Genomic DNA, 22,428 nt, shown 5'->3' on the forward strand with positions numbered 1-22,428 from the left:
CCGCGCTCTGAACGGCCCAGCCGCCCGATCACGCACAGCCGCAGACGCCGCGCTAACCCGCCCAGCGCCGACAATGCAGGCCTGTCCACTGCTACGAGGAACCCGACGATGTCCGAATGGATCACCCTGGATACGCATCATGGCCCGGTCCGGGCCTGGCAGGCCCTGCCGGCGGGCACGCCGCGTGGCGGCCTGGTGGTCGTGCAGGAGATATTCGGCGCCAATCCGCACATCCGTGGCGTGGCCGAGCGCTTCGCCGCCGAAGGCTATGCCGTGCTGGCGCCGTCGTTCTTCGACCTGGTCGATGGCCCGGACGCCGACCCCGACGCCCTGCCCTATGACCCTGAAGGGGTGAAACAGGGCCTGGAACGGGTAAGTGCGCTGGGCATTGAACGGGCACTGGAAGTGGTGCGCGCCGCAGCAACCCGGCTTGCCCCCTTCGGCAAGGTCGGCACGGTCGGCTACTGCTGGGGCGGAACGGTGGCGATGCTGTCCGCGCTGCGCCTCGGCCTGCCCTCGGTGAGCTATTACGGCGCACGCAACGTGCAGTATCTGGACGAGACACCGAAGGCGCCGGTGATCTTCCACTTCGGCGCGCAGGACCGCAGCATCCCACCTGAGGCCGTGGAGGCGCATCGCCAGAAGCTGCCGCAGATGGCGACCTATGTCTACCCGGCCGACCATGCCTTCAACCGCGAGGTCGGACATGCGTATGATCCAGACAGCGCCACCCTGGCGCTGCAACGCACCCTGGACTTCTTCACGGAGCATCTTGGATGAGCGATTTCGAACTTGATTCCCGCCTGGCCACCGACAGCGTTCTGGTGGCGCAAGGCCCGCTGTCGCAAGTGCGGTTGATGAACGACGAACGGTTTCCCTGGCTGATCCTGGTGCCGCGTCTGGCCGGGGTAACGGAGTGGATCGAACTGGACGGCGACCAGCAGGACAAGCTGCGCACCGAACTCAACCGCGCCTGCAAGGCCCTGAAGGGCTCCGACGGGGTGGAGAAGATCAACATCGGCGCATTGGGCAACATCGTGCGCCAGCTGCATTTCCACGTGATCGGCCGCCACGACGGCGATCCGGCGTGGCCGGGACCGGTGTGGGGCAGCGGTCCTGCGCACCGCTACGAACCGGACGCCCTGCAGCAGCATGTCGCCTACTGGAAGGAACGGCTAGGATATCCGGCCCACTCCTGAGACCGTGCCGACACGATGCGATTCAACCTCGTCGCCGCCATCCTGCTGATCCTGATCGGGCTGTTCATGCTTGCCAGCAACCTGGGCTGGACGCACCTGAACCTGTCCAAGCTGCTGCTGACCTGGTGGCCGGTGGCCCTGGTCGGCGTCGGCATCGCCATGCTGTTCGGCCGCGGCAAATAAGCGAAGGCGGCGCAAGCGCCGCCTTCGATCGTGCGACGCCGGGCATGGCCCGGCGCTACTGGTCCGTCAGGTACGCGGCAGGGTGACGCCGGTCTGGCCCTGGTATTTGCCGCCACGGTCCTTGTAGGACGTTTCGCAGATATCATCGGCCGCCGCCTGGAAGAACAGCATCTGGGCCACGCCTTCGTTGGCGTAGATGCGCGCCGGCAGCGGCGTGGTGTTGCTGAACTCCAGGGTCACATGGCCTTCCCACTCCGGCTCGAGCGGAGTGACGTTGACGATGATGCCGCAACGCGCGTAGGTGCTCTTGCCCAGGCACACCACGAGGGTGTCGCGCGGAATGCGGAAATACTCCACGGTACGCGCCAGCGCGAAGCTGTTGGGCGGGATGATGCATTCGTCGGCGGTGATGTCGACGAAGCTGCCCGAATCGAAGTGCTTCGGGTCGACGATGGTCGAGTTGATGTTGGTGAACACCTTGAACTCGCGCGAGCAACGCACGTCGTAGCCGTAGCTGGAGGTACCGTAGCTGACGATGCGCTGGCCGTTGACCTGCTTCACCTGCCCGGCCTCGAACGGCTCGATCATGCCGTGCTGTTCGGACATGCGGCGGATCCAACGGTCACTCTTGATGCTCATGCTCTGTCCTGGGTGCGAGGGGGCGCGAGGATTCTAGCAGGGGGCCGGGCGCCACCGCCCTCCCCGGCCGGTCCCTACAGCAGCGACGACAGGATCGGGATCGAGGCACGCGGGCGCTTGCCCACTTCCTCGATGAGCCGCTGCGCAGCGTGGCGATAGGCCTGGGCCGGCAGGGAATCCGGCTGCGCGGCGGTGATCGGTGTGCCTGCGTCACCCTGCTCACGGATGCCGATCTGCAACGGCAGCGATCCCAGCAGCGGCACGCCGTACTGCGCCGCCATGCGCTCCCCGCCCCCCTCGCCGAACAGGTGCTCGACGTGGCCGCACTGGCTGCAGGTATGTACCGCCATGTTCTCGACGATGCCCAGCACCGGCACTTCGACCTTCTCGAACATCTTCAGTGCCTTCTTCGCATCCAGCGTGGCGATGTCCTGCGGCGTGGTGACGATCACCGCACCGGCCAGCGGAATCTTCTGGGTCAGCGTCAGCTGGATGTCACCGGTGCCGGGCGGCAGGTCGATCAACAGGAAGTCGAGGTCGTCCCACAGGGTGTCGTTGAACAGCTGGGTCATTGCCGAGGTCGCCATCGGCCCACGCCAGATCATCGGCGTGTCTTCCTCGATCAGGTAACCGATCGACATGGTGTCCACGCCGAAGGCACGCAGCGGTTCGATGCTCTTGTTGTCCGGGCTTTCCGGGCGGCCGGACAGGCCCAGCATGGCGGGAACGCTGGGGCCATAGATGTCCGCATCGAGCACGCCCACCCGCGCGCCCAGCTGCTGCAGCGCCACCGCCAGGTTAACGGCCGTGGTGGACTTGCCGACACCGCCCTTGCCCGAGCCCACCGCGATCACGTTGCGGATGCGCGCGTGCGGTGCCAGCCCCTTCTGCACCTGGCTTGCATGGGGACGACGGGTCGGACTGTTCACTGCGGGCTCCGGCGGAAAGTCAGGAAGGAGAACCCGACATCATACCGCCGGAGCCTCAAGGACCGGCGCGCAGGATCGCGTTGGTCGAAGATGTGGGCGCCGCGGAGAATTTTCGCTCCCTGTTCACCCCAGCCCCCCCGTTAAGGAAGCAGACACGATTTGCGAAGGAACAGAAAAACCAGTTGAATCAATACACTGCGCGGTTTTCGACACGCCTTGATACGTTCCGACAGGAAATCGACCACAGAAAGATGACTGCGTTGTGAACGTTTGACACGCTTGGTTAATGGCGTGTTAATCTCGAGTCACTGGCTTGTGAAGCCGGTACCAGAACCGGGCGGCGGCACGCTGCCGATACCGGGGTAGGGGCACACGGAGACGCCCGCAAGGTCATGTCCCCGGTGTACGACGCAATCATTCGATTCAAGGGGATTTCAGATGATCAATCGCAAGTCGCTCGGCAGGAACCCGCTGAGCTTCGCCCTCGCCTCTGCCGTGCTGCTCGCCGCAGCCGCCCCGGCGATTGCCCAGGATGCGTCGGGCTCGACGCAGACGACACAGGACACGCCGCAGGAAGCGCCGAAGTCCAAGGCGACCAATCTGGACACAGTGACCGTCACCGGTTCGCGCATCAGTCGCGACGTGTTCAACTCGGTTTCGCCGGTGCAGGTCGTGACCCGTGAGGAGACCACCCTGGCGGGCTTCAACTCGACGGCCGCCGCGCTGCAGAGCAACAGCGTCACTGCCGGCAGCGCACAGATCAACAACTCCTTCGGCGGATACGTCACCAATGGCGGCCCGGGTGCCAACACCCTGTCGCTGCGTGGCCTGGGCGCTACCCGCACCCTGATCCTGCTCAACGGCCGCCGCGTTGCACCGGCGGGCTCGCGCGGCTCGGTCGGCTCGGCCGACCTGAACGTGCTGCCCAGCGCGATGGTCGACCGCGTGGAAATCCTGAAGGACGGTGCTTCGTCCATCTATGGTTCCGACGCCGTGGCCGGCGTGGTCAACATCATCACCCGCAAGAACGTGGACGGTGTTGAAGCCGAGTTCCAGCACAACGCCACCGAGGGCGGCGGCGGCGACGAAACCCGGTACTCGATCGTGTTCGGCAGCACCGGTGAGCGCTCGCACTTCTCTGGTTCGTACGAGAACTACCGTCGCAATGAGATGACCATTGGCGATCGCAGCTGGGCCAGCTGCCCGACCGATAACCTGCGCGACATGGACGTGGGCAACTACTTCGGCAGCGGCGACTACATCGATCCGACCACCGGTAAGCCGAAGTGCTTCACCCTCGATTCCGGCGGCGTGACCATCAACACCCTGGGCACCGCCACCTTTGGCGGGTTCAACCGCTGGCGTCCGAATCCGGCCGTCACCACCGGCCGCCTGCCGGGCTATGAGTCCGTCGGCTACTACGACCGCGACACCTACGATCCGGGCCTGCTGAAGGAATCGCTGGTGTCCCCGGCCGAAACCCACACCCTGTTCTTCCAGGGTGGCGTGGATCTGGGCGTGATGGGCGACGCCGAGTTCTACTACGAGTTCCTCGGCAACAAGCGCGACTCCACCCAGACCGGCTACCGCCAGCTGTCGTATGACTACTCGGTCGGCAATCCGCTGCTCGGTAACCTGTCCAACCTGCCGGCCTTCGCCCTGCCGACGGAAACGTCCAATGGCAAGAACGTAGCGGCCCGCACCTTCATCGGCTTCGGCAACGACCGCAGCAAGCAGTCGGTGGACTTCTTCCGCGCCACCGCTGGCGTGCGCGGCAGGCTCGGTTCGGAGTGGAACTATGACTTCATGGTCAGCCACGCCGACTCGGATGCCGATTACACCTTCAACTCGTTCCTGACCGACCGCCTGGCACAGAGCCTGGATGTTGTGTCCGACGGCGCAGGCGGCTTCAACTGCGTGAACCCGGCCAATGGCTGCGTTGCCGCACCGATGCTCAACGCACAGACCCTGGCCGGCAATCTGCCGTACGAGTGGAAGAACTTCGTCTATACCCCGGTCACCGGCAACACCAGCTACCAGGAATCGACCGCGAACCTGAACGTCAATGGTCCGCTGTTCGATCTGCCGGGCGGTACCGCCGCAGGCGCCTTTGGTGTCGAGTACCGCAAGGCCAAGATCGACGATACCCCGAGCATCCACTCGATCAACCGCAACCTGTACAACCTGACCAGCTCCGACCCGACCCGCGGCAGCGACTCGGTGTGGGAAGCCTACGGCGAAATCGAACTGCCGCTGCTGTCCGGCGTCACCGCTGCCGAAGAGCTGACCTTCAACGCCTCGGCCCGCTACACCGACTACCAGTCCTACGGATCGGACACCACCTGGAAGCTGGGTGGCCTGTGGACGCCGGTCAAGTGGCTGTCGCTGCGTGCGTCCTACGGCACCTCGTATCGTGCTCCGGCGCTGTTCGAACAGTTCCTGGGTGCCACCAGCGGCTTCCTGAACGCCTCCAGCGATCCCTGCAACAACTACGGCTCGCGCAATCCGACCAGCCCACGCTACATCAATTGCGCTTCTGAGGGCCTGCCCACCAGCTTCACCGCGACCAACTCGGTACGCGTGGACTCCATCGGTGGCGGCCTGGTCGGTGCCAACCTGAAGGCTGAAACCTCCGACGCGTTCACCGTTGGCCTGGTGTTCCAGCCGGAGTTCGGCAGCGGCTTCGGTGATCTGTCCTTCGCCGTCGATTATTACGACATCGAAGTGGAGAACGGCGTTGCCCAGATGGGTGCCACCTACATCCTGAGCACCTGCTACAACGGCACCACCGGCGACTTCGCCGCCAACAACGGTCTGTGCCGTCTGATCAGCCGTTCGCCCAACAACACGCTGACGGTCCAGAACGGCTATGCCAACCTGGCCACCGACAAGGTGCGCGGCCTCGACTTCACGACCCGCTACGTGCGCGACATCGGTCCGGGCGAGTTCCGCGCCAATGTGCAGGTCTCGCGGTTCCTGGAGCAGTCCGGCAAGGTGTTCGAGGACGATCCGCTGGTTGACTCCAACGGCCTGATCAACAACCCGAAGTTCACCGGCCAGCTCGACCTGACCTATCGTGTCAAGGAATGGCGCGTGCGCTATGGCCTGAACTGGGTGGACAACATGTCCAGCTACGCGTACTACGAGGAAGATCCCGCAACCTCGGCGTACAAGCTGGCCGTGCCGAACTACATCACCCAGGACTTCTCGGTGCAGTACACCGCCGACAAGTGGCAGGCCACTGCCGGCGTGCGCAACTTCGCCGACAAGGAACCGCCGACCATCAGCCCGGGCGCCGGCATCTACAACACCGTCGGCAACGCCCCGCTGTACAGTGGCTACGACTACTTCGGCCGTACGTTCTTCGTGAACCTCAGCAAGAAGTTCTGAGCCATGCGTCAACAGCCGCCGCCCGCAAGGGCGGCGGCTGCTTTTGGGGTGGGTGCAATGCCCGCCTTCCCATTGCACGGACACAGTGAGACGTCGCATGAAGCACTACCTGCTGCTGGCCGCGCTGGCCGTCGCCGCGCCGCTGCATCTCAACGCCAAACCCGCGGTCCCCACGATCGAACAACTGGCCGCCTTCCCGGATATTTCAAGCCTTTCCGTGTCGCCTGACGGCACGCAGATCGCCGGTCTGCAGGCCCGCGGCGAAGAGCGCGTGATCCTGGTCTGGAAGACCGATGATCTCAGCGCAGCACCGACCACGATCGGTGCGGGCCGCATGAAGTTCCAGAGCGTGGGCTTCATCAAGAACGGGCTGCTGGCAGTCACGCTGTGGCAGCCCTTCGACCTGCGCACCGACCGGGTCAACAAGACCTTCATCAGCAAGTTCTTCATCACCGATACCGAAGGCAAGCAGTGGAAGGAACCGATCAGCGTTCCGCGCGCCACCAGCCGCAACGAAGAACTGGAACAGGCGCTGTCCAATGCCACGGTGCTGGACACGCTGCCCAATGACCCCGACCACATCCTGGTGGTCAACGGCTCGGGCAGCAATTCCGGTGACGTCTACAAGGTCAACCTGCGCAGCTTCACGTCCCAGCGCATCCAGAAGACCGAAGAACGTGTCGCTGGCTACCTCACCGATCTGAACAGCGAACTGCGCGCACGCCTGCGCCAGGACGTGGACGGTACCGGCGCCTACGTCGCCACCGAGTTCCGCAACCCTGCCACCAACGCGTGGGAAGAACATTTCCGCTCGCACGTGAAGGACCGCGATATCACCCAGGTCGTCGGTTTCGCCGATGACCCGAACATCGCCTTCATCCAGAGCAACGTCGGACGCGACAAGACCATCATCTATGAGTACGACATTACGGCCCGCAAACAGAGGGAAGTACTGTTCGAGCACAAATTCTTCAATGCAGGCACCGTTCATGTGAACCGTTACAAGGACGTCGAGGGCGTGCCGTTCGGCGCACTGCTCGGCGTGACCTACAGTGGTCCGCGCGAGAACGAGGTTGAATGGACCCATCCGGTGTTCAAGGGCCTCAACCAGGGCGTCCGACAGGCCCTGGGCATCCAGTCCAGCGACGTCACCCTTGTCGATCCCGCAACGGGCCAGCGCGCGACCACCCAGGCCGACACCGGCCGCGCGGTGCGCGTGATCGACTACAGCAAGGACCTGAAGACCTTTGTGCTGGCCGTCTCCGGGCCGGCGAACCCGCCGGAATACCACCTGTTGCGCAACGGCAAGCTGACCCTGCTGGCCAAGTCCTATCCGAAGATCGATCCGGCTGCGCTGGGCGATACCAGGCTGGTCTATTACAAGGCCCGCGATGGTCTGGATATTCCGGCGTTCCTGACCACACCGAACACCGAACTATGCGGTGCCGGCCCGTGGAAGGCGGTGGTGCATCCCCATGGTGGGCCGTGGGCGCGCGATGGCATGGACTTCGACGGTTCGATGTGGGTACCGCTGATGGCCTCACGCTGCATGGCGGTCCTGCGCCCGCAGTTCCGCGGTTCGGCCGACTGGAGCCGCAAGCTGTGGATGGCCGGTGACGCCGAGTGGGGCCAGAAGATGCAGGATGACAAGGACGACGGCGCCAAGTGGATGATCGAGCAGAAGATCGCCCAGCCTGGCCACATCGCCATGTTCGGCTTCTCCTACGGTGGTTATTCCGCGTTCGCCGCCTCGGTCCGCCCCAATGGGTTGTACAAATGTGCCATCGCCGGTGCTGGCGTCTCGGACATCAAGAAGATCTGGGCACGCTTCTATACCAACCCGTTCTTCCGCCAGGCGCAGTCCAAGACCGTTGACGGCCTGAATCCACTGGACAAGGCCGGCGAGATGAAGATCCCGCTGATGGTCTACCACGGTGACCGCGACCGTACGGTGCCGATCGAGCAGTCGGAGTGGTTCGTTAACAAGGCCAAGAATTCAGGACAGCCGATCGAATTCCACGCCATCGCCGACTACGCGCATGGCCCCGCGTGGACCCGAGCGATCATGGGCGACCAGCTCAAGTTGATCGACGACTACCTGACCAAAGGCTGCGGCGGCGGCGGCCTGTAAGCCCCGTCGCTGCCAGGCAAGGGCGCCCACGGGCGCCCTTGCCCGTTCTGGCCCTTGCACCCGCCCATGACCTTCGACACCCTTGCGGGGTAGGCTGGCGGCGTATCGTTCGGCCCACGGCCGTCCCCGCGGCTCTTCCCTGACTCACTCGGCCTGGAGGCCAAACATAGTGATCACGCGTACTCCCAAGATCGTGCTGCTCAGCCTGGCCGTGTCGGCCGTGCTGGCCGGCTGTGGCAAGAACGAAACCCCGGCCAAGGAGGCCGCCGCGCCTGCCCCGGCCGCCGCCGAAGCCACCACCTACACCCTGGATGAGAGCAAGCTGCCGGCCTATAACGCCTTCCAGCCCAGCGATCTGGACACCAACCTGGACGCCTGCACCGCATTCGGCGACTACGTCAACAGCAAGTGGCTGGCCGCCAACGAGATTCCCGGCGACCGCACCAGTTGGGGCGCGTTCACCATCCTCGACGAGCGTTCGGTGGCAGTGCAGCACCAGCTGGCCGAGCAGGTCGCGCAGGTCAAGAACCCGAGCCACATCGAGAAGATCGTCGGCGACCTGTGGGCCACCGGCATGGATGAGGCCAAGATCAACGCCCAGGGCATCGAGCCGCTGAAGGCAGACCTGGCCGCCATCGACGGCCTGCAGGACAAGGCCGCCATCGCCGACTACCTGCGCACCAGCGCAGCCAAGGGCGAGAACGTGCTGTTCGGCTTCGGCGCCGAGGCCGACTTCAAGAACTCGACCATGAACCTGGCCTATGCCAGCCAGGGCGGCCTGGGCCTGCCTGACAGCACGTACTACACCGACGCCAAGAACGCCGACAAGCTCAAGGCCTACCAGGCGCACGTCGCCAAGGTGCTGGAACTGTCCGGCGTCCCGGCAGCCGACGCCGCCAAGCAGGCTGAGGACGTGGTCAAGTTCGAGACCCGCCTGGCCAAGGCATCCAAGTCGCGCGTCGAACTGTCGCGCAATGTGGAGCTGTACTACAACCCGGTCACCCTGGCTGACGCCGACAAGCTGACCCCGAACTTCAGCTGGACCGAGTTCTTCAAGTCGCAGGGCGTTGCTGCGCCGGAGAAGTTCTCGCTGGCGATGCCGGCCTTCCATGAGGAAGTGAGCAAGGCGCTGGGCGACACCGACCCGTCGGTCTGGCGCGCCTACCTGCGCTTCCACACCGTCGATGGCGCCTCGCCGTACCTGGCCGATGCCTTCGTCCAGGAGAACTACGCGTTCTACGGCAAGACCCTCAACGGCCAGAAGGAACAGAAGCCGCGTTGGAAGCGCGTGCTGGGCACCATCGAGAACGATGCCGGCGAAGCGTTCGGCCAGCTGTACGTGAAGGTTGCCTTCTCGCCGGAAGCCAAGGCAAAGATGGAAGAACTGGTGAAGAACCTGGCTGCCTCGCTGAAGGAACGCATCCAGGGCCTGAGCTGGATGAGCGAGGAAACCAAGGCCAAGGCCATCGCGAAGTGGGAAACCTTCACTCCGAAGATCGGCTACCCGGACAAGTGGCGTGACTGGTCGGGCCTGCAGACCCAGCGCGACAGCTACCTGGCCAACGTGCGTGCGGCCAACGAGTTCAACTACAAATTCAATCTGTCCAAGATCGGCAAGCCGGTGGACAAGACCGAGTGGGGCATGACCCCGCAGACGGTCAACGCCTACTACAACCCGCTGCAGAACGAGATCGTGTTCCCGGCCGCCATCCTGCAGCCGCCGTTCTTCGATCCGAAGGCAGACGATGCGCTGAACTACGGTGGCATCGGTGCGGTGATCGGCCATGAGATGACCCATGGCTACGACGATCAGGGCGCGCGCTTCGGGCCGACCGGCAACATGGAAGACTGGTGGACGCCGGCCGACAAGAAGAACTTCGAAGGCCTGACCGGCAAGCTGGTCAAGCAGTTCGACCAGTACAAGGTTGACGGCCAGGCCGTGAACGGCCACCTGACCCTGGGCGAGAACATCGCCGACCTGGGTGGCCTGGCCACGGCCTACGATGCGCTGCAGAAGGCCTCGGCCGGCAAGGAAGATCCGAAGGTCGACGGCTTCACCCGCGATCAGCGCTTCTTCTTCAACTGGGCCACCGTGTGGCGTACCAAGTACACCCCGGAAAACGCCAAGGTCCGCCTGGCCACCGATCCGCACGCCCCGGCGCAGTTCCGCGCGATGGGCGCGCCCTCGAACCTGCCGACCTTCGCGGCCGCGTTCCAGTGCAAGGCCGGTGCACCGATGGCGCGCAGCGGCGAGCAGCAGGTGGTGATCTGGTAGGCCACGGCTGACGCCAAGGCAGACCTGCAAGGGCCCGGGATCTCCCGGGCCCTTGTTTTTGCGCGACCCGCCACGGCCGCCAGGCATACCGTGATACGTGCATGCTGCGCCCATGCGCGGCTTGCTATAGTGCGCCCGCCCTCAATCCATCATGGATTCGTTCTACATGCCCAATTTCCGTCCGCTTGCCATCGCCCTGGGCATCAGCCTGGCGACCCTGGTCCCGAGCCATGATGCGTTCGCCGCAAAGAAAAAGGCCGCCCGCGCCCCGGCCGTCAGTGCCCAGTGCAGCGACTTCTACGGCGCCACCAACGCTGGCTGGCTGAAGGCCAACCCGGTACCGCAGACCGGAGCCACCACCGCGCTGGGCCAGCTGGTCGAGCGCAGCAGGCAGCAACAGCGCGAACTGCTCGATGCGGCCATGACGTCGCCGCAGGGCAACGTGCAGAAGCTGCTGGGCGACTTCTGGGCCAGCGGCCTGGACGAGGCGGCGGTGGAAGCCGATGGCTCCAATCCGATCGCGCCGCTGCTGACCCGCATCAATGCGATCAAGAAATCCAAGGATGTGCCGGCGTCGATCGCTGCACTCCATCAGGTCGGCATCCCGGTCGCCTTCAACTTCGGTCCGGACGTCGACCTGAAGGCACTGGACCGTCATATCGGCTACTTCATGCAGGGCGGCATGGGCCTGCCGGATCCGGCGTTCTATACCCGCACCGATGCCGATACCGTGGCGCTGATGGGCCGCTACCGCACCTACGTCAAGCAGATCCTGGCACTGACCGGTACTCCGGCAGCCAAGCTCGATGCGGAGTCGCAGGCGGTGATCGCGCTGGAAACCGAGCTGGCGCGCAATGCACAGTCGCTGGCCGGCATCAACAACCCGTTCAACAACTACGCGCCGATCTCCACCAAGGAACTCAACAGCCGCTACCGCAACCTGCAGCTGGAGGCGTTCCTGAAAGTACAGGGTGTGAACGACGATCTGGTGTCGCTGGCCGACCCGGGCCTGTTCCAGCAGCTGGATGGCATGGTCACCAAGCTCAAGCCGGACCAGTGGAAGGCCTACCTGCGCTGGCGCGTGGGCGACTCGATGGCGCCGTACCTGTCCAAGGCCTACCGGGACGCCGAGTTTGAGTTCCGCGGCCGCGTACTGCGCGGGCAGACGCTGCCGCCGCAGCGCTGGGAAGCGGTGCTCGATGCCATCAATGTGGCGGCCGGTCCGATGGTCGGCCGCGAGTACGCTGCCCGCCATCTCTCGGCCGAAGACCGCCGGCAGGCGGCATGGATCGTCGACAAGGTCCGCGAGGTGCAGATCGAGGCCGTCAGGAACAGCACGTGGATGAGTGCCGAAGCCAAGGCTGAAGCACAGGCCAAGCTGGCGGCGCTGAAGATCGAGATCGGCACCCCGCTGCGCGACCTCGACTACACCGTGCAGCCGATGGGCCGCGGCTCGTTCGGTGGCAACATGCTGATCGCCTCGACCTGGCGCCATCGCGAGGAGATGAAGCGCATCGGCAAGGGCAATGCCGACCGTCGCTGGGACGTGCTGCCGCAACAGCCGTCGCTGGCCTATGACCTGGCGCAGAACCGCCTGATCGTCACCGCGGCCATCCTGCAGGGCCCGGTGTTCAACGCCAAGGCCGACAGCGCCGACAAGTTCGGCAGCTTCGGCGGCCTGGTCGGCCACGAGCTGACCCGTGCCATCGATGCCAAGGGCGCGCTGGTCGATGCCAAGGGCGAACTGCGCAGCTGGTGGACGCCGGCCGACAAGACCGCCTGGACCCTGCTCGGCAGCCGCGTGGCCGCCCAGTACGGCGCCTATGAGTTCCCGGGTGTGAAGGGCGCCAAGGTCAACGGCACGTTGACCCAGGAGGAGAACCTGGCCGACATCGCAGGCCTGGAACTGGCCTGGGCGGCCTACACCGCACAGGAGCCGAACGCCAAGCCGGCCCAGCAGCAGGGCTTCTTCCGTGCCTGGGCCGCGTTGTGGGCGCAGCAGCTGTCGCCCAACGAAGCCGCACGCCGCCTGACCGCCGACATCCGCGCGCCGGGCATGTGGCGCACCAACGGCACGCTGGCCAACCTCCCGGCGTTTGGCGCCACCTTCAGCTGCAAGGCCGGCCAGCCGATGCAGCGCAGCGATGCCGAGCAGATCAAGGTCTGGCGCTGAGCCAGCCGGCCGTGACACGAAGGGCGCCCTCGGGCGCCCTTTTTTTTGCGCATGCAGCACGATCCGCCATTAACACGCGGCATGCTATCGCTGCGCCTTCGTCCTGCAGCGGAACCCGACCATGGCCCACAAGAACACGATCTGCATCTGGTACGACAGCGAAGCACTCGAGGCCGCCACGTTCTACGCCGGGATCCTGCCCGACAGCGCGGTAACGGCCGTGCATCACGCACCGGGTGACTATCCGGACGGCAAGGAGGGCAACGTGCTGACGGTCGAGTTCACCGTCTGCGGCATTCCCTGCGTCGGGCTCAACGGCGGCACCGCGTTCAGGCACAGCGAAGCGTTCTCGTTCCAGATCCAGACCGAGGACCAGTCCGAGACCGACCGCCTGTGGAACGCGATCGTCGGCAACGGCGGACAGGAGAGCCAGTGCGGCTGGTGCAAGGACCGCTGGGGCATCTCATGGCAGATCAGTCCGCGCATGCTGATTGAAGCGGTGACCAGCCCGGACAAGGCCTTGGCCAAGCGCGCCTTCAACGCGATGATGCCGATGAAGAAGATCGACATCGCCACCATCGAAGCGGCGATCCGCACCGCATGACCGCGTGGGATGCGGTCATCGTCGGCGGCGGCCACAATGGCCTGGTCTGCGCGGCCTATCTTGCCCGTGCCGGCAGGAAAGTACTGGTGCTCGAACGCCGTGGCGTGCTCGGCGGCGCAGCGGTCACCGAGGAATTCCATCCGGGCTTCCGCAACTCGGTCGCCTCGTACACCGTCTCGCTGCTGCAGCCTAAGGTGATCGACGAGCTGCAGCTGCACGCGCATGGCCTGCGCGTCGTCGCCCGCCCGGCCAACAATTTCCTGCCGTTGCCTGACGGCCGCTATCTGCTGTCGGCACCCGGCCGTACCCAGGCCGAGGTGGCGAAGTTCTCCGAACGGGATGCGCAGCGCCTGCCAGCCTATGAGGCGAGGCTGGAGGTCTTCGCCGACGTGCTGCGCGCCTGGGCCCTGCGCGCGCCGCCGGACCTCGGCGTCGCAGGCGGCTGGCGCGCATTGCCGGCACTGTGGCGGATGGGCCGGCTCGGCCGGGAACTGGCGGCACTGTCCCCTGCCCTGCGCCAGGAGCTGCTTGATCTGTTCACCCTGTCGGCCGCCGACTATCTGGACCGCTGGTTTGAAAGCGAGCCGATCAAGGCCTTGTTCGGATTCGATGGCATCGTCGGCAACTACGCCAGTCCGTACACGCCCGGCAGTGCCTACGTCCTGCTGCACCACGTGTTCGGCCAATGCAACGGAGTGAAGGGCGCCTGGGGCCATGCGATCGGTGGCATGGGCGCGATCAGCCAGGCCATCGCTGCATCGGCGCGCGCGGCCGGCGCAGAACTGCGCGTGGATGCCGGCGTAAAGCGGCTGCTGGTCGAGCACGGACGCGCGGTGGGCGTTGAGCTGGCCGGCGGGGACGTACTGCGCGCGCGCGTGGTGGTGGCCAACGTCAATCCAAAACTGCTCTACGAGCAGTTGCTGGAACCGGAGCAGGTGCCCGCGGCGACGCGCGAACGCATGGCGCAGTGGCGCTGCGGTTCGGGCACCTTCCGGATGAACGTGGCGCTGTCGCGGCTGCCGGACTTCCACGCCCTGCCCGGCGCCGGTGAGCACCTCAGTGCCGGCATCATCATGGCGCCCAGCCTCGACTACATGGACCGCGCGTGGCTGGATGCACGGCGCGACGGCTGGTCGCGCGAGCCGATCGTGGAGATGCTGATTCCCAGCACGCTGGACGATTCGCTGGCGCCGCCGGGCCAGCACGTCGCCAGCCTGTTCTGCCAGCATGTGGCACCGGTCCTGCCCGGTGGTAGGCATTGGGACGCACATCGCGATACCGTCGCCGACCTGATGATCGCCACCGTCGATCGGTATGCGCCCGGCTTCGCCGACAGCGTGCTCGGTCGGCAAGTGCTGTCACCGCTGGATCTGGAGCGGACGTTCGGCCTGGTGGGCGGCGATATCTTCCACGGTGCGCTCAGTCCCAACCAGCTGTTCTCGGCGCGGCCGATGATCGGCCAGGCCGGCTACCGCGGTGCCCTGCCCGGGCTTTACCTGTGTGGTTCAGGCACGCATCCCGGCGGCGGCGTGACCGGCGCGCCGGGCCACAATGCCGCGCAGGTGATCCTGCAGGATCTGTAGGGGTGTGCCAACCACGGTTGGCACCTGCTGCATCAAATGACCCTGCGGATCATTTGACGCTGCGCAGATGATTCGGACGGTTCGGCGGGCCGGGGGGACGGCGCTTGTTGAACGGTGGCTGGCCGCGCCAGTAGCGGATCAGCAGCCAGCCGAACAACATGCCACCCAGGTGCGCGAAGTGCGCCACGCCCGGCTGCCAGCCGGTCATGCCCAGCACCAGTTCACCGACACCGAACAGGATCACGAACGTGCGCGCCTTCATCGGAATCGGTGGGAACAGCAGCATCACCCGCTGGTTCGGGAACAACATGCCGTACGCCAGCAGCAGGCCGAACACACCACCGGACGCGCCCAGCACCGTGGCCGGATTCTCCAGCAGCGTCCCCACCAGCAGCTGGCAGACGCCGGCGCCGGCCACGCACACCAGGTAGTAGAGCAGGAAGCGCTTCTCGCCCCAGGTCTGTTCCAGCGGCGCACCGAACATGAAAACGGCCAGCATGTTGAAGAACAGGTGGCCGAAGCTGCCGTGCAGGAAGCCGTAGGTCAGCAGCTGCCACGGCTGGAAGTTGCCACCCGGGGAGAACGCATCGAAGCCCTGCTGCAGCGGCTGCAGCATGAACGGCTCGAAGGTCTGGTTGCCGAGCAGGAACGGCTGCTGCAACAGGAACAGAATCGCGTTGGCGATCAGCAGGGCCTTGGTGACGGTTGGCAGTCGCGGGAACATGGGGACACCGGCATGGAACGGTCTCCATCATAGCCGCACCGTCGTGTCGTGTCGGCGACTGCCGCGTGCGGCCCGTTCAGACCCCGGTCGCGCTCAGCCCGGTCCCCACACGGCGGCATCCAGCGCCGCCGCCGGGTCGGACGCCGGCATCCGCACCCGGCCGTTCTCCACCACCACGCCTTCCGCGCGCAGCCGCTGCGACTGTTCCCGCCAGCCCGCCGACCCCTCCGCCATGGCGATGCGCCCGTCAGAACGCAGCACGCGGTGCCAGGGCAGTGTCGGGTCATCGTTCTGGCCGAGAATGCGTGCCGTCAAGCGTGCCCGCCCCGGCAGGCCCGCGCGCATCGCCACCTGTCCATAGCCCATCACCTGTCCCGGCGGGATCGCGTGGATCACCGCCAGGATGCGCGCGCGCGCGTGGTCCGGCGTCAGCGGCGCAGACGCGTCACCAGCAGCACGCCGAGCAGGACCAGCACGGTGCCGGCGATCTGCGCCGGCCCCATCGGTTCGTCGAGCAGCCATAGGCTCATCACGATGGTGGAAACAGGGCCCAGCATACCGACCTGCGCTGCCAGCGAGGAACCCACGCGCTGCACCGCCAGCATGATCGCCAGCACCGGCAGCACGGTGCAGACCGTGGCGTTGACCAGCGACAGCCACTGCACCGGTGCAGGTGCCTGCCACAGCAGTGGCAGCGGATGGGTGATGGCGAAATGCAGCAGCACCAGACCGCTGGCCACGCAGCTGGCATAGGCGGTCAGGCGCACCGCGCCGATCCGTGCCACCACCTGGCCGCTGCCGAACAGGTACAGCGCATAGCTGAGCGCGCTGCCCAGCACCAGCAGGCTGCCGACGATGATCTGCCCGCCCTCCCGCTGCAGATCGTGGCCGAACGCCAGCAGCACCCCCAGGTAGCTCAGCACCAGCGCGGCGACCTGCCAGCGCCCTGGCCGCTGTCGCGCCAGCAGCACGTTGATCAGCAGCACCAGCGTCGGGTTGAGGTAGAGGATCAATCGTTCCAGCGTGACGCTGATGTACTGCAGACCCTGGAAATCCAGCAGGCTGGACAGGTAGTAGCCGGTGAACCCCAGCCACAGCACGCGCGCCCGGTCTGCCCACGACAGCGGCTCGACACGGCGCGAAGCCCACACCGCCATCAGTGCGAACAGGGGCAGTGCCATCAGCATGCGCAGCGCCAGCAGCGTGGTCGCATCGACACCGTGGCGCAGGCCGAGCTTGACGATCACCGCCTTGCCGGATGCGGCAACGGCGCCGATCGCCGCCAGGCCGATTCCCCCCAGGGCGATGCGTGGGGATGCGGTGGCGATGCGCGGGGAGGAGCTTGACATGGGAACAGCGGCGGGCCGCGCAGGGCGGCCCGGGGGTGCGTGTGGACGCCCATTGTCGCATGGCCCGACGCGGCAACCGCAGCGTCAGCGCATCAGCACCACTTCCTCTGCGGAGGTCGGGTGGATCGCCACCGTGTCATCGAACTGGGCCTTGGTCGCTCCCATCTTCACCGCCACCGCGAAGCCCTGCAGGATCTCGTCCGCGGCCTCGCCCAGCAGGTGCACCCCCACCACGCGCTCTTCCGGCCCGGCGCAGACCATCTTGAACAGGCTGCGCTGGGTACCGTTGGCAAGTGCCTGCAGCATCGGCCGGAAACGGCTGTGATAGACCGTCACCTGCTTGAAGCAGGCACGCGCCTCCTCCTCACCCATGCCCACCGCCCCCAGCGGCGGATGCGAAAACACCACGCTGGCCACATTCTCATAGTCCATCTTCGACTGTGGGCGGCCACCGAACAGACGGTCCATCAACCGACGCGATGCAGCCACCGCCACCGGGGTCAGGCCCACCTTGCCCGCGATATCCCCCACGGCATGGATGCTGGGTACCGCCGTGGTCTGCCATTCATCCACCTGCACCTGCTCGTGCTCGCCGATGTCGATGCCCAGCGCCTCCAGGCCCAGGCCCCGGCTGTTGCCACGGCGGCCGGTGGCGAAGAACACCGCGTCGAACACGCTGTCCATGGGGCCATCATGGCCGAAGGCGCGGACGCGCTCACCGTCGCGCTGCAGTTCGCGCAGGCGGTAATCAAAGTAGATGCGCACGCCCTGCTGGCGGAGGTTTTCCGCCAGCTGATCGGTCAGCTCGTAGTCGAAGCGTTCCAGCAGGCGCTTGCCGCGTACCAGCAGGCTCACCCGGCTGCCCAGCGCCTGCAGCAGCCCGGCCAGCTCCACCGCGATGTAGCCGCCGCCGATGATCGCGACTTCGGCCGGGGCCGCACGCAGCTCGAAGAAGTCGTCGGATACCAGGCCCAGCTCCGCGCCGGGGATGTCCGGACGCTGCGGGTGCGCTCCGGTGGCGATCAGGATGTGGTCGGCGGTGTAGCGCACCCCGTCGCTGCAGGCCACCGTGTGCGCGTCGAGCAGGTGGCCGCGCGCCGGGATGCGGACGACGCCGGTTTCATCCAGACGCTTGTGGTAGCTGGTATGGATGTTGCTGATATAGGCCTGGCGATGGATCACCAGTTCCTTCCACGACAGTGCCGGTCGTGGCGGCACATCGAAGCCCATCGCGCTTGCCAGGCCGATACGCTCGTGCAGATCGGCGGCCAGCCACATCGCCTTCTTCGGTACGCAGCCAACATTGACGCAGGTCCCGCCCAGTTCACCGGGTTCCAGCAGCGCTACGCGCTTGCCGTACTGCGCGGCGCGGATGGCGCCGGCCAGGCCGGCAGAGCCGCCGCCAAGGACGATCAGGTCGTAATCATGGGAAGCCGTGTTCATCGGAATCGCTCGGGTCGGTAAGGGGCAGGATCGATCGCTGGCGTGCGGCCACAGACGAGATCGGCGATCAGCTGGCCGGTGCCGGCGCTCATGCTGATGCCGAGCATGCCATGCCCTGCCGCAAGCCAGACGTGAGGATGGGCAGGCGCGCGGCCGATCAACGGTACATCGTCCACGCTCATCGGACGCCAGCCGCACCACTGCTCCTGCAGCTGCGCGCCACGAGGCATGCGCAGGTGGCGATCAGCGGCCAGCTGCAACGCCTGCAGGCGCTGCGCACGCAGCTGCGGGTCGGCACCGGCGAATTCCATCGTGTCCCCCAGTCGCAGCGCGTCGCGCCAGGCGATCACGAACACGGAGTGATCTTTCAGCACCGCCGGACGGGCCGGCACCAGCGGCGGGCGTGACCAGGTCAGCGAGTACCCCTTGCCGGGCTGGATCGGCACCCGCAGGTCGAGCAGCCGTGCCCATCGCGGCGACCACGGGCCGGTGGCCAGCACCAGTTCGCGCGCGCGCAGCGTGCGTCCGCCGGCCTGTACCCGGACCCCGTGTACGTCGCCGCTGAAGCCCTGCATCTCGACCTGCTCGTCGATCTCGACGCCCTGCGCACGCAGTACCCGCGCCAGCTCCGCAGTGAAACGGTCCGGGCGCAGCTGCGCGTCGCCGGGGAAATGGATCGCACCGGCAAGCCGATCATGGAACGCCGGATTGTCGCGTGCGTAGTGGCCGCCATCGATGCAGCGGGTCGCAATGCCGTGCGCATCCAGCGCTTCGCACTGGGCGATGTGCTGATCGAAGCTGCGTGCATCACCGAACACGTAATCCAGGCCGCGCGTCTCGAATTCACAGTCCAGCCCATGGGTTCCCACCCATTCGGCCAGGCGCACACGGGAATCATTCAACAGCGCAGCGCGCGCGCGCGTGGCCTGCAGCCAATGCCGCGCATTGCAGCGCGCGCTGAACTGCAGCAGCCAGCGCCACAGCGCGGGATCGAGGCGGCTGCGCACATACAGTGGCGCGCGTGGGTCGAGCATCCAGCGCAACGCACGCAGCGGCACACCCGGCGCGGCCAGGGGCGGTGCATGACTGGGCGTGACGGTGCCGCAGTTGCCGTACGACGTCGCTGCGCCCACGCGGCCACGATCGATCACCCGTACCTGCCGTCCCTGTCCGCACAACGCCAGCGCAGTCGCCAGGCCGATGGCACCGGCACCGATCACGATCACGTCATCGCGCGCCCCCTGCATCGCTCAGCCCCTTCCAGCCTCGCGGCGCATCGGCGGCCACTGGCGATAGGTCATCGCCCGCCACAGCCACTCCATCGGTCCGAAGCGGAAGCGGCGCAGCCAGGCATGGGAAAGGGCGACCTGCGCGGCGAACAGCAGCACAGCGAAGAGCAGCTGCACGCTGCGCGGCATCACGTCGAAATAGCCCAGGCCATGGTGGTAGAACACCCAGGTGCACAACAGCGACTGCCCCAGGTAGTGGGTCAGCGCCATCCGGCCGACCGGCGCCAGCCAGCCCAGCCGCGCGCGCCACTGCACGATCCAGGCGAGGTAGCCCAGGCACATCGGCAGCGCGCCGATCATCACCAGCGCCATCGCCGAGGTCACACCAAGGTCGTAGGCACCGGGTGCCAGGTAGGGTTTCCAGGCCACACCCAGCACGGTGACCAGCAGGCCCAGCGGCAAGGCGACCCAGCGCAGCGCCGCGAACAGGCGCGGATGGCGTTCCGGCGCGGCCAGCGCGCCACTGCCGGCCAGTCCACTGCCGATCAGGAACATGCCCAGTACCGCCGGGCCGGTGATCAGCAGCGCCCCCATCGACGAACCAAACTCATGCAGGCGCTGGATGCAGGCCTGGATCCAGTTGCCGTGTCCGTAGACCATGCGCTCCCGGGCGATGCTCTGCTGCGCGTCGACCAGCATCTGCTGCGCGTCCTGCGGCGTCGCCAGTGAAACCATGGCACCGAGCAGCATCATCATCGCCGCGCCACCGAGGTAGACGATGACGCCCATCCACGGCAGCCAGCTGCGCGGTGCCTCGCGGCACGCCAGCAGGGGCAGCGACGCCAGCGCGTAGAGCACCAGGATGTCGCCGGACCAGACCAGCAGCGCGTGGCACAGGCCGATCAGCATGAGCCCGGCGCTGCGGCGCAGATAGAACGGAGTGAACTCGCGGCCGGCGGTCTCGGCGCGCTGTACCATCACTGCGAATCCGGCGCCGAACAGCAGCGAGAACAGGGTGAAGAACTTGCCCTGCACGAACACATAGACGAAGGCGTCGGCCCAGTAATCGATCCCCTGCCAACGCACGTCGATACCAGTGAATGCCAGGTCCAGCGGTCCGCTGAAGGCCTCCATGTTCATCAGCAGGATGCCCAGCAACGCGGCCCCGCGCAGTATGTCCAGCACGGCGATGCGGTCGCCGGAGGCGACCGGCTGCAGGGAAGACGAAGCGCTGTTCACAGGACATCCGGCGGGCAGGTCCTTCATTATGCAGCCCGCCTGCGCGCCGTGGACGAGCGCGCGGTGTTCCAGACATGCAACGGCCCGCCGAAGCGGGCCGTTGCTGCCGTCACGATCGCAGGGCGATCAGTGCGCGTGACCGCCGTCGCCGTGAACGTGGCCGTGCTCGATCTCTTCCTTGCCGGCTTCGCGCACGTCGACGATTTCCACGTCGAAGTGCAGGTCCTTGCCGGCCATCGGATGGTTGAGATCGACGTCGACCACGCTCATGCCGACCTTCTGCACGGTCACCGCACGCGGGCCGAAGTTGGTCTGCAGCACGACCTGCTGGCCCGGCGCCAGCTTGGTATTGCCGAAGTGCTTCTTCGGCACGCGCTGGGACAGGCCTTCGCGGCGCTCGCCATAGGCGTCGGCCGCCGTGACGTCGACACTGAAGGTGGCGCCGGCTTCCTTGTCCATCATGGCGTTTTCCAGGCCCGGGATGATGTTGCCGTGACCGATCAGGATCGCCAGCGGCTCGCCGCGGTCCTTGGACGATTCGATCGGCTCCTGGCCGACTTCGGAAACGGTGTAGTGGAAGCGGACAACGCGGTCTTTTTCGATCTTCATGCGCGACTCTGTCTGGTTCTGCCGGAGGCAGACGGGTTGGGGCGGGTTGTCGCCCGGCGGGGACGCCGCCATCATGACGGCCAATCCAAGGTGGCGCATTATCCGGAGAACATGCACATCACGCCAGTTTCGTCCGGCCCGCGCCGGCTGTCCGTGCCCGCCCTGCTGCTGGTCCTGCCCCTGCTGCTGACCGCCTGCGGCGGCGGCAAGGCCACCCGGACGGCGGCGCCCCCGCCGTCGGCGCACTGGCCGGCGACCACCCCGGACAATCCCGAGGCCGCCAATTCAGTACTGATACGTGCCATCAGCCTGGTCGGCACGCCCTACCGTTACGGCGGCAACACCCCCGAATCGGGCTTCGACTGCAGCGGCCTGGTCGCCTATGTCTACCGCGAGATGCTGGATCTGAAGCTGCCGCGCACCTCGCGCGACCTGGCCGCCGTACAGGGCCCGAGGATCGATCCGAAGCGTCTGGCCACGGGTGACCTGGTGTTCTTCGGCAGCCGCGGCAACGTCACCCATGTCGGCATCTATGTCGGCGAGGGGCGCTTCGTGCACGCCCCCAGCACCGGCGGCACGGTGCGCCTGGACTCGCTCAGCGGGCCCTACTGGAAGGACCACTACACAGGGGCCAAACGCGTCCTTCGCTAAAATGAACAGGCGACATGTTCAAAATTGAGAATTACGTCACAGTGGAAATAACGGTTTTATAACGGAATTTTTAACTTA

At 66.2% G+C, this 22,428-nt stretch carries 19 protein-coding genes; 10 read left to right on the forward strand and 9 right to left on the reverse strand.

Going from position 1 to position 22,428, the window contains the following annotated elements; translation table 11 throughout:
- Positions 1 to 108: 108 nt before the first annotated feature.
- From ACZK08_RS13950 to ACZK08_RS13960, 3 genes are read left to right on the forward strand one after another with little or no spacing between them, the layout of a single operon-like run.
- Complete coding sequence (locus tag ACZK08_RS13950; protein WP_065174892.1) at positions 109 to 780, forward strand: dienelactone hydrolase family protein; 672 nt, start codon at positions 109 to 111, stop codon at positions 778 to 780.
- Entirely contained in the window at positions 777 to 1,199 is a 423-nt protein-coding gene (locus ACZK08_RS13955) for an HIT domain-containing protein (protein WP_053516834.1), read from the forward strand. Before ACZK08_RS13950 ends, ACZK08_RS13955 begins: the two co-directional genes overlap by 4 nt.
- A 15-nt stretch (positions 1,200 to 1,214) precedes the next feature.
- Entirely contained in the window at positions 1,215 to 1,382 is a 168-nt protein-coding gene (locus tag ACZK08_RS13960) for a LiaI-LiaF-like domain-containing protein (RefSeq protein ID WP_005410498.1), read from the forward strand.
- Positions 1,383 to 1,448: 66 nt separating this feature from the next.
- Here the strand turns inward: ACZK08_RS13960 and dcd are convergent, their stop codons facing one another.
- Together dcd and apbC are read right to left on the reverse strand one after the other, a co-directional pair.
- A complete protein-coding gene (gene dcd, locus ACZK08_RS13965) occupies positions 1,449 to 2,021 on the reverse strand; it encodes a dCTP deaminase (RefSeq protein ID WP_065174891.1) in 573 nt (190 codons plus the stop codon).
- A 74-nt stretch (positions 2,022 to 2,095) separates the two neighbouring features.
- Complete coding sequence (gene apbC, locus ACZK08_RS13970; protein WP_053516830.1) at positions 2,096 to 2,950, reverse strand: iron-sulfur cluster carrier protein ApbC; 855 nt, start codon at positions 2,948 to 2,950, stop codon at positions 2,096 to 2,098.
- 438 nt (positions 2,951 to 3,388) lie between these two features.
- Here apbC and ACZK08_RS13975 point away from each other — a divergent pair, with 438 nt between their 5' ends.
- The 6 genes from ACZK08_RS13975 to ACZK08_RS14000 all read left to right on the forward strand — a co-directional run bounded on the left by ACZK08_RS13975 (position 3,389) and on the right by ACZK08_RS14000 (position 15,106).
- Positions 3,389 to 6,340 (forward strand): TonB-dependent receptor plug domain-containing protein, encoded by a 2,952-nt coding sequence (locus tag ACZK08_RS13975; RefSeq protein ID WP_053516828.1) that lies wholly within the window; start codon positions 3,389 to 3,391, stop codon positions 6,338 to 6,340.
- Between the two features lie 97 nt (positions 6,341 to 6,437).
- A complete protein-coding gene (locus ACZK08_RS13980) occupies positions 6,438 to 8,471 on the forward strand; it encodes an alpha/beta hydrolase family protein (protein ID WP_065174889.1) in 2,034 nt (677 codons plus the stop codon).
- A 172-nt stretch (positions 8,472 to 8,643) separates the two neighbouring features.
- A complete protein-coding gene (locus ACZK08_RS13985; RefSeq protein ID WP_180876129.1) occupies positions 8,644 to 10,746 on the forward strand; it encodes a M13 family metallopeptidase in 2,103 nt (700 codons plus the stop codon).
- A 166-nt stretch (positions 10,747 to 10,912) separates the two neighbouring features.
- Positions 10,913 to 12,919, forward strand: coding sequence for a M13 family metallopeptidase (locus ACZK08_RS13990; protein ID WP_065181982.1), 2,007 nt, complete (start codon positions 10,913 to 10,915; stop codon positions 12,917 to 12,919).
- Between the two features lie 121 nt (positions 12,920 to 13,040).
- Positions 13,041 to 13,523: a VOC family protein gene (locus ACZK08_RS13995; protein WP_065181841.1), complete on the forward strand. Its 483-nt coding sequence runs from the start codon at positions 13,041 to 13,043 to the stop codon at positions 13,521 to 13,523.
- Positions 13,520 to 15,106: a phytoene desaturase family protein gene (locus ACZK08_RS14000; RefSeq protein WP_065181840.1), complete on the forward strand. Its 1,587-nt coding sequence runs from the start codon at positions 13,520 to 13,522 to the stop codon at positions 15,104 to 15,106. The genes ACZK08_RS13995 and ACZK08_RS14000 overlap by 4 nt, the downstream gene beginning before the upstream one ends.
- A gap of 49 nt (positions 15,107 to 15,155) precedes the next feature.
- Here the strand turns inward: ACZK08_RS14000 and ACZK08_RS14005 are convergent, their stop codons facing one another.
- The 7 genes from ACZK08_RS14005 to ACZK08_RS14035 all read right to left on the reverse strand — a co-directional run bounded on the left by ACZK08_RS14005 (position 15,156) and on the right by ACZK08_RS14035 (position 21,699).
- A complete protein-coding gene (locus tag ACZK08_RS14005; RefSeq protein ID WP_053516819.1) occupies positions 15,156 to 15,830 on the reverse strand; it encodes a rhomboid family intramembrane serine protease in 675 nt (224 codons plus the stop codon).
- Positions 15,831 to 15,923: 93 nt separating this feature from the next.
- Positions 15,924 to 16,352: an MGMT family protein gene (locus ACZK08_RS14010; RefSeq protein WP_231107755.1), complete on the reverse strand. Its 429-nt coding sequence runs from the start codon at positions 16,350 to 16,352 to the stop codon at positions 15,924 to 15,926.
- Complete coding sequence (locus tag ACZK08_RS14015; RefSeq protein ID WP_065181839.1) at positions 16,259 to 17,179, reverse strand: DMT family transporter; 921 nt, start codon at positions 17,177 to 17,179, stop codon at positions 16,259 to 16,261. Before ACZK08_RS14015 ends, ACZK08_RS14010 begins: the two co-directional genes overlap by 94 nt.
- Before the next feature lie 84 nt (positions 17,180 to 17,263).
- On the reverse strand, positions 17,264 to 18,622 hold the full coding sequence (gene gorA / locus ACZK08_RS14020; RefSeq protein WP_065181838.1) for a glutathione-disulfide reductase: 1,359 nt from the start codon (positions 18,620 to 18,622) through the stop codon (positions 17,264 to 17,266).
- A complete protein-coding gene (locus ACZK08_RS14025; protein WP_065181837.1) occupies positions 18,619 to 19,869 on the reverse strand; it encodes an NAD(P)/FAD-dependent oxidoreductase in 1,251 nt (416 codons plus the stop codon). The genes gorA and ACZK08_RS14025 overlap by 4 nt, the downstream gene beginning before the upstream one ends.
- A 3-nt stretch (positions 19,870 to 19,872) precedes the next feature.
- Entirely contained in the window at positions 19,873 to 21,117 is a 1,245-nt protein-coding gene (locus ACZK08_RS14030; protein ID WP_065181836.1) for a DUF418 domain-containing protein, read from the reverse strand.
- A gap of 99 nt (positions 21,118 to 21,216) precedes the next feature.
- A complete protein-coding gene (locus ACZK08_RS14035; RefSeq protein WP_053516805.1) occupies positions 21,217 to 21,699 on the reverse strand; it encodes an FKBP-type peptidyl-prolyl cis-trans isomerase in 483 nt (160 codons plus the stop codon).
- 111 nt (positions 21,700 to 21,810) lie between these two features.
- Here ACZK08_RS14035 and ACZK08_RS14040 point away from each other — a divergent pair, with 111 nt between their 5' ends.
- Entirely contained in the window at positions 21,811 to 22,350 is a 540-nt protein-coding gene (locus ACZK08_RS14040) for a C40 family peptidase (RefSeq protein ID WP_065181981.1), read from the forward strand.
- Positions 22,351 to 22,428: the final 78 nt, after the last annotated feature.

It is taken from the genome of Stenotrophomonas sp. 112478_Sma (assembly GCF_056479905.1).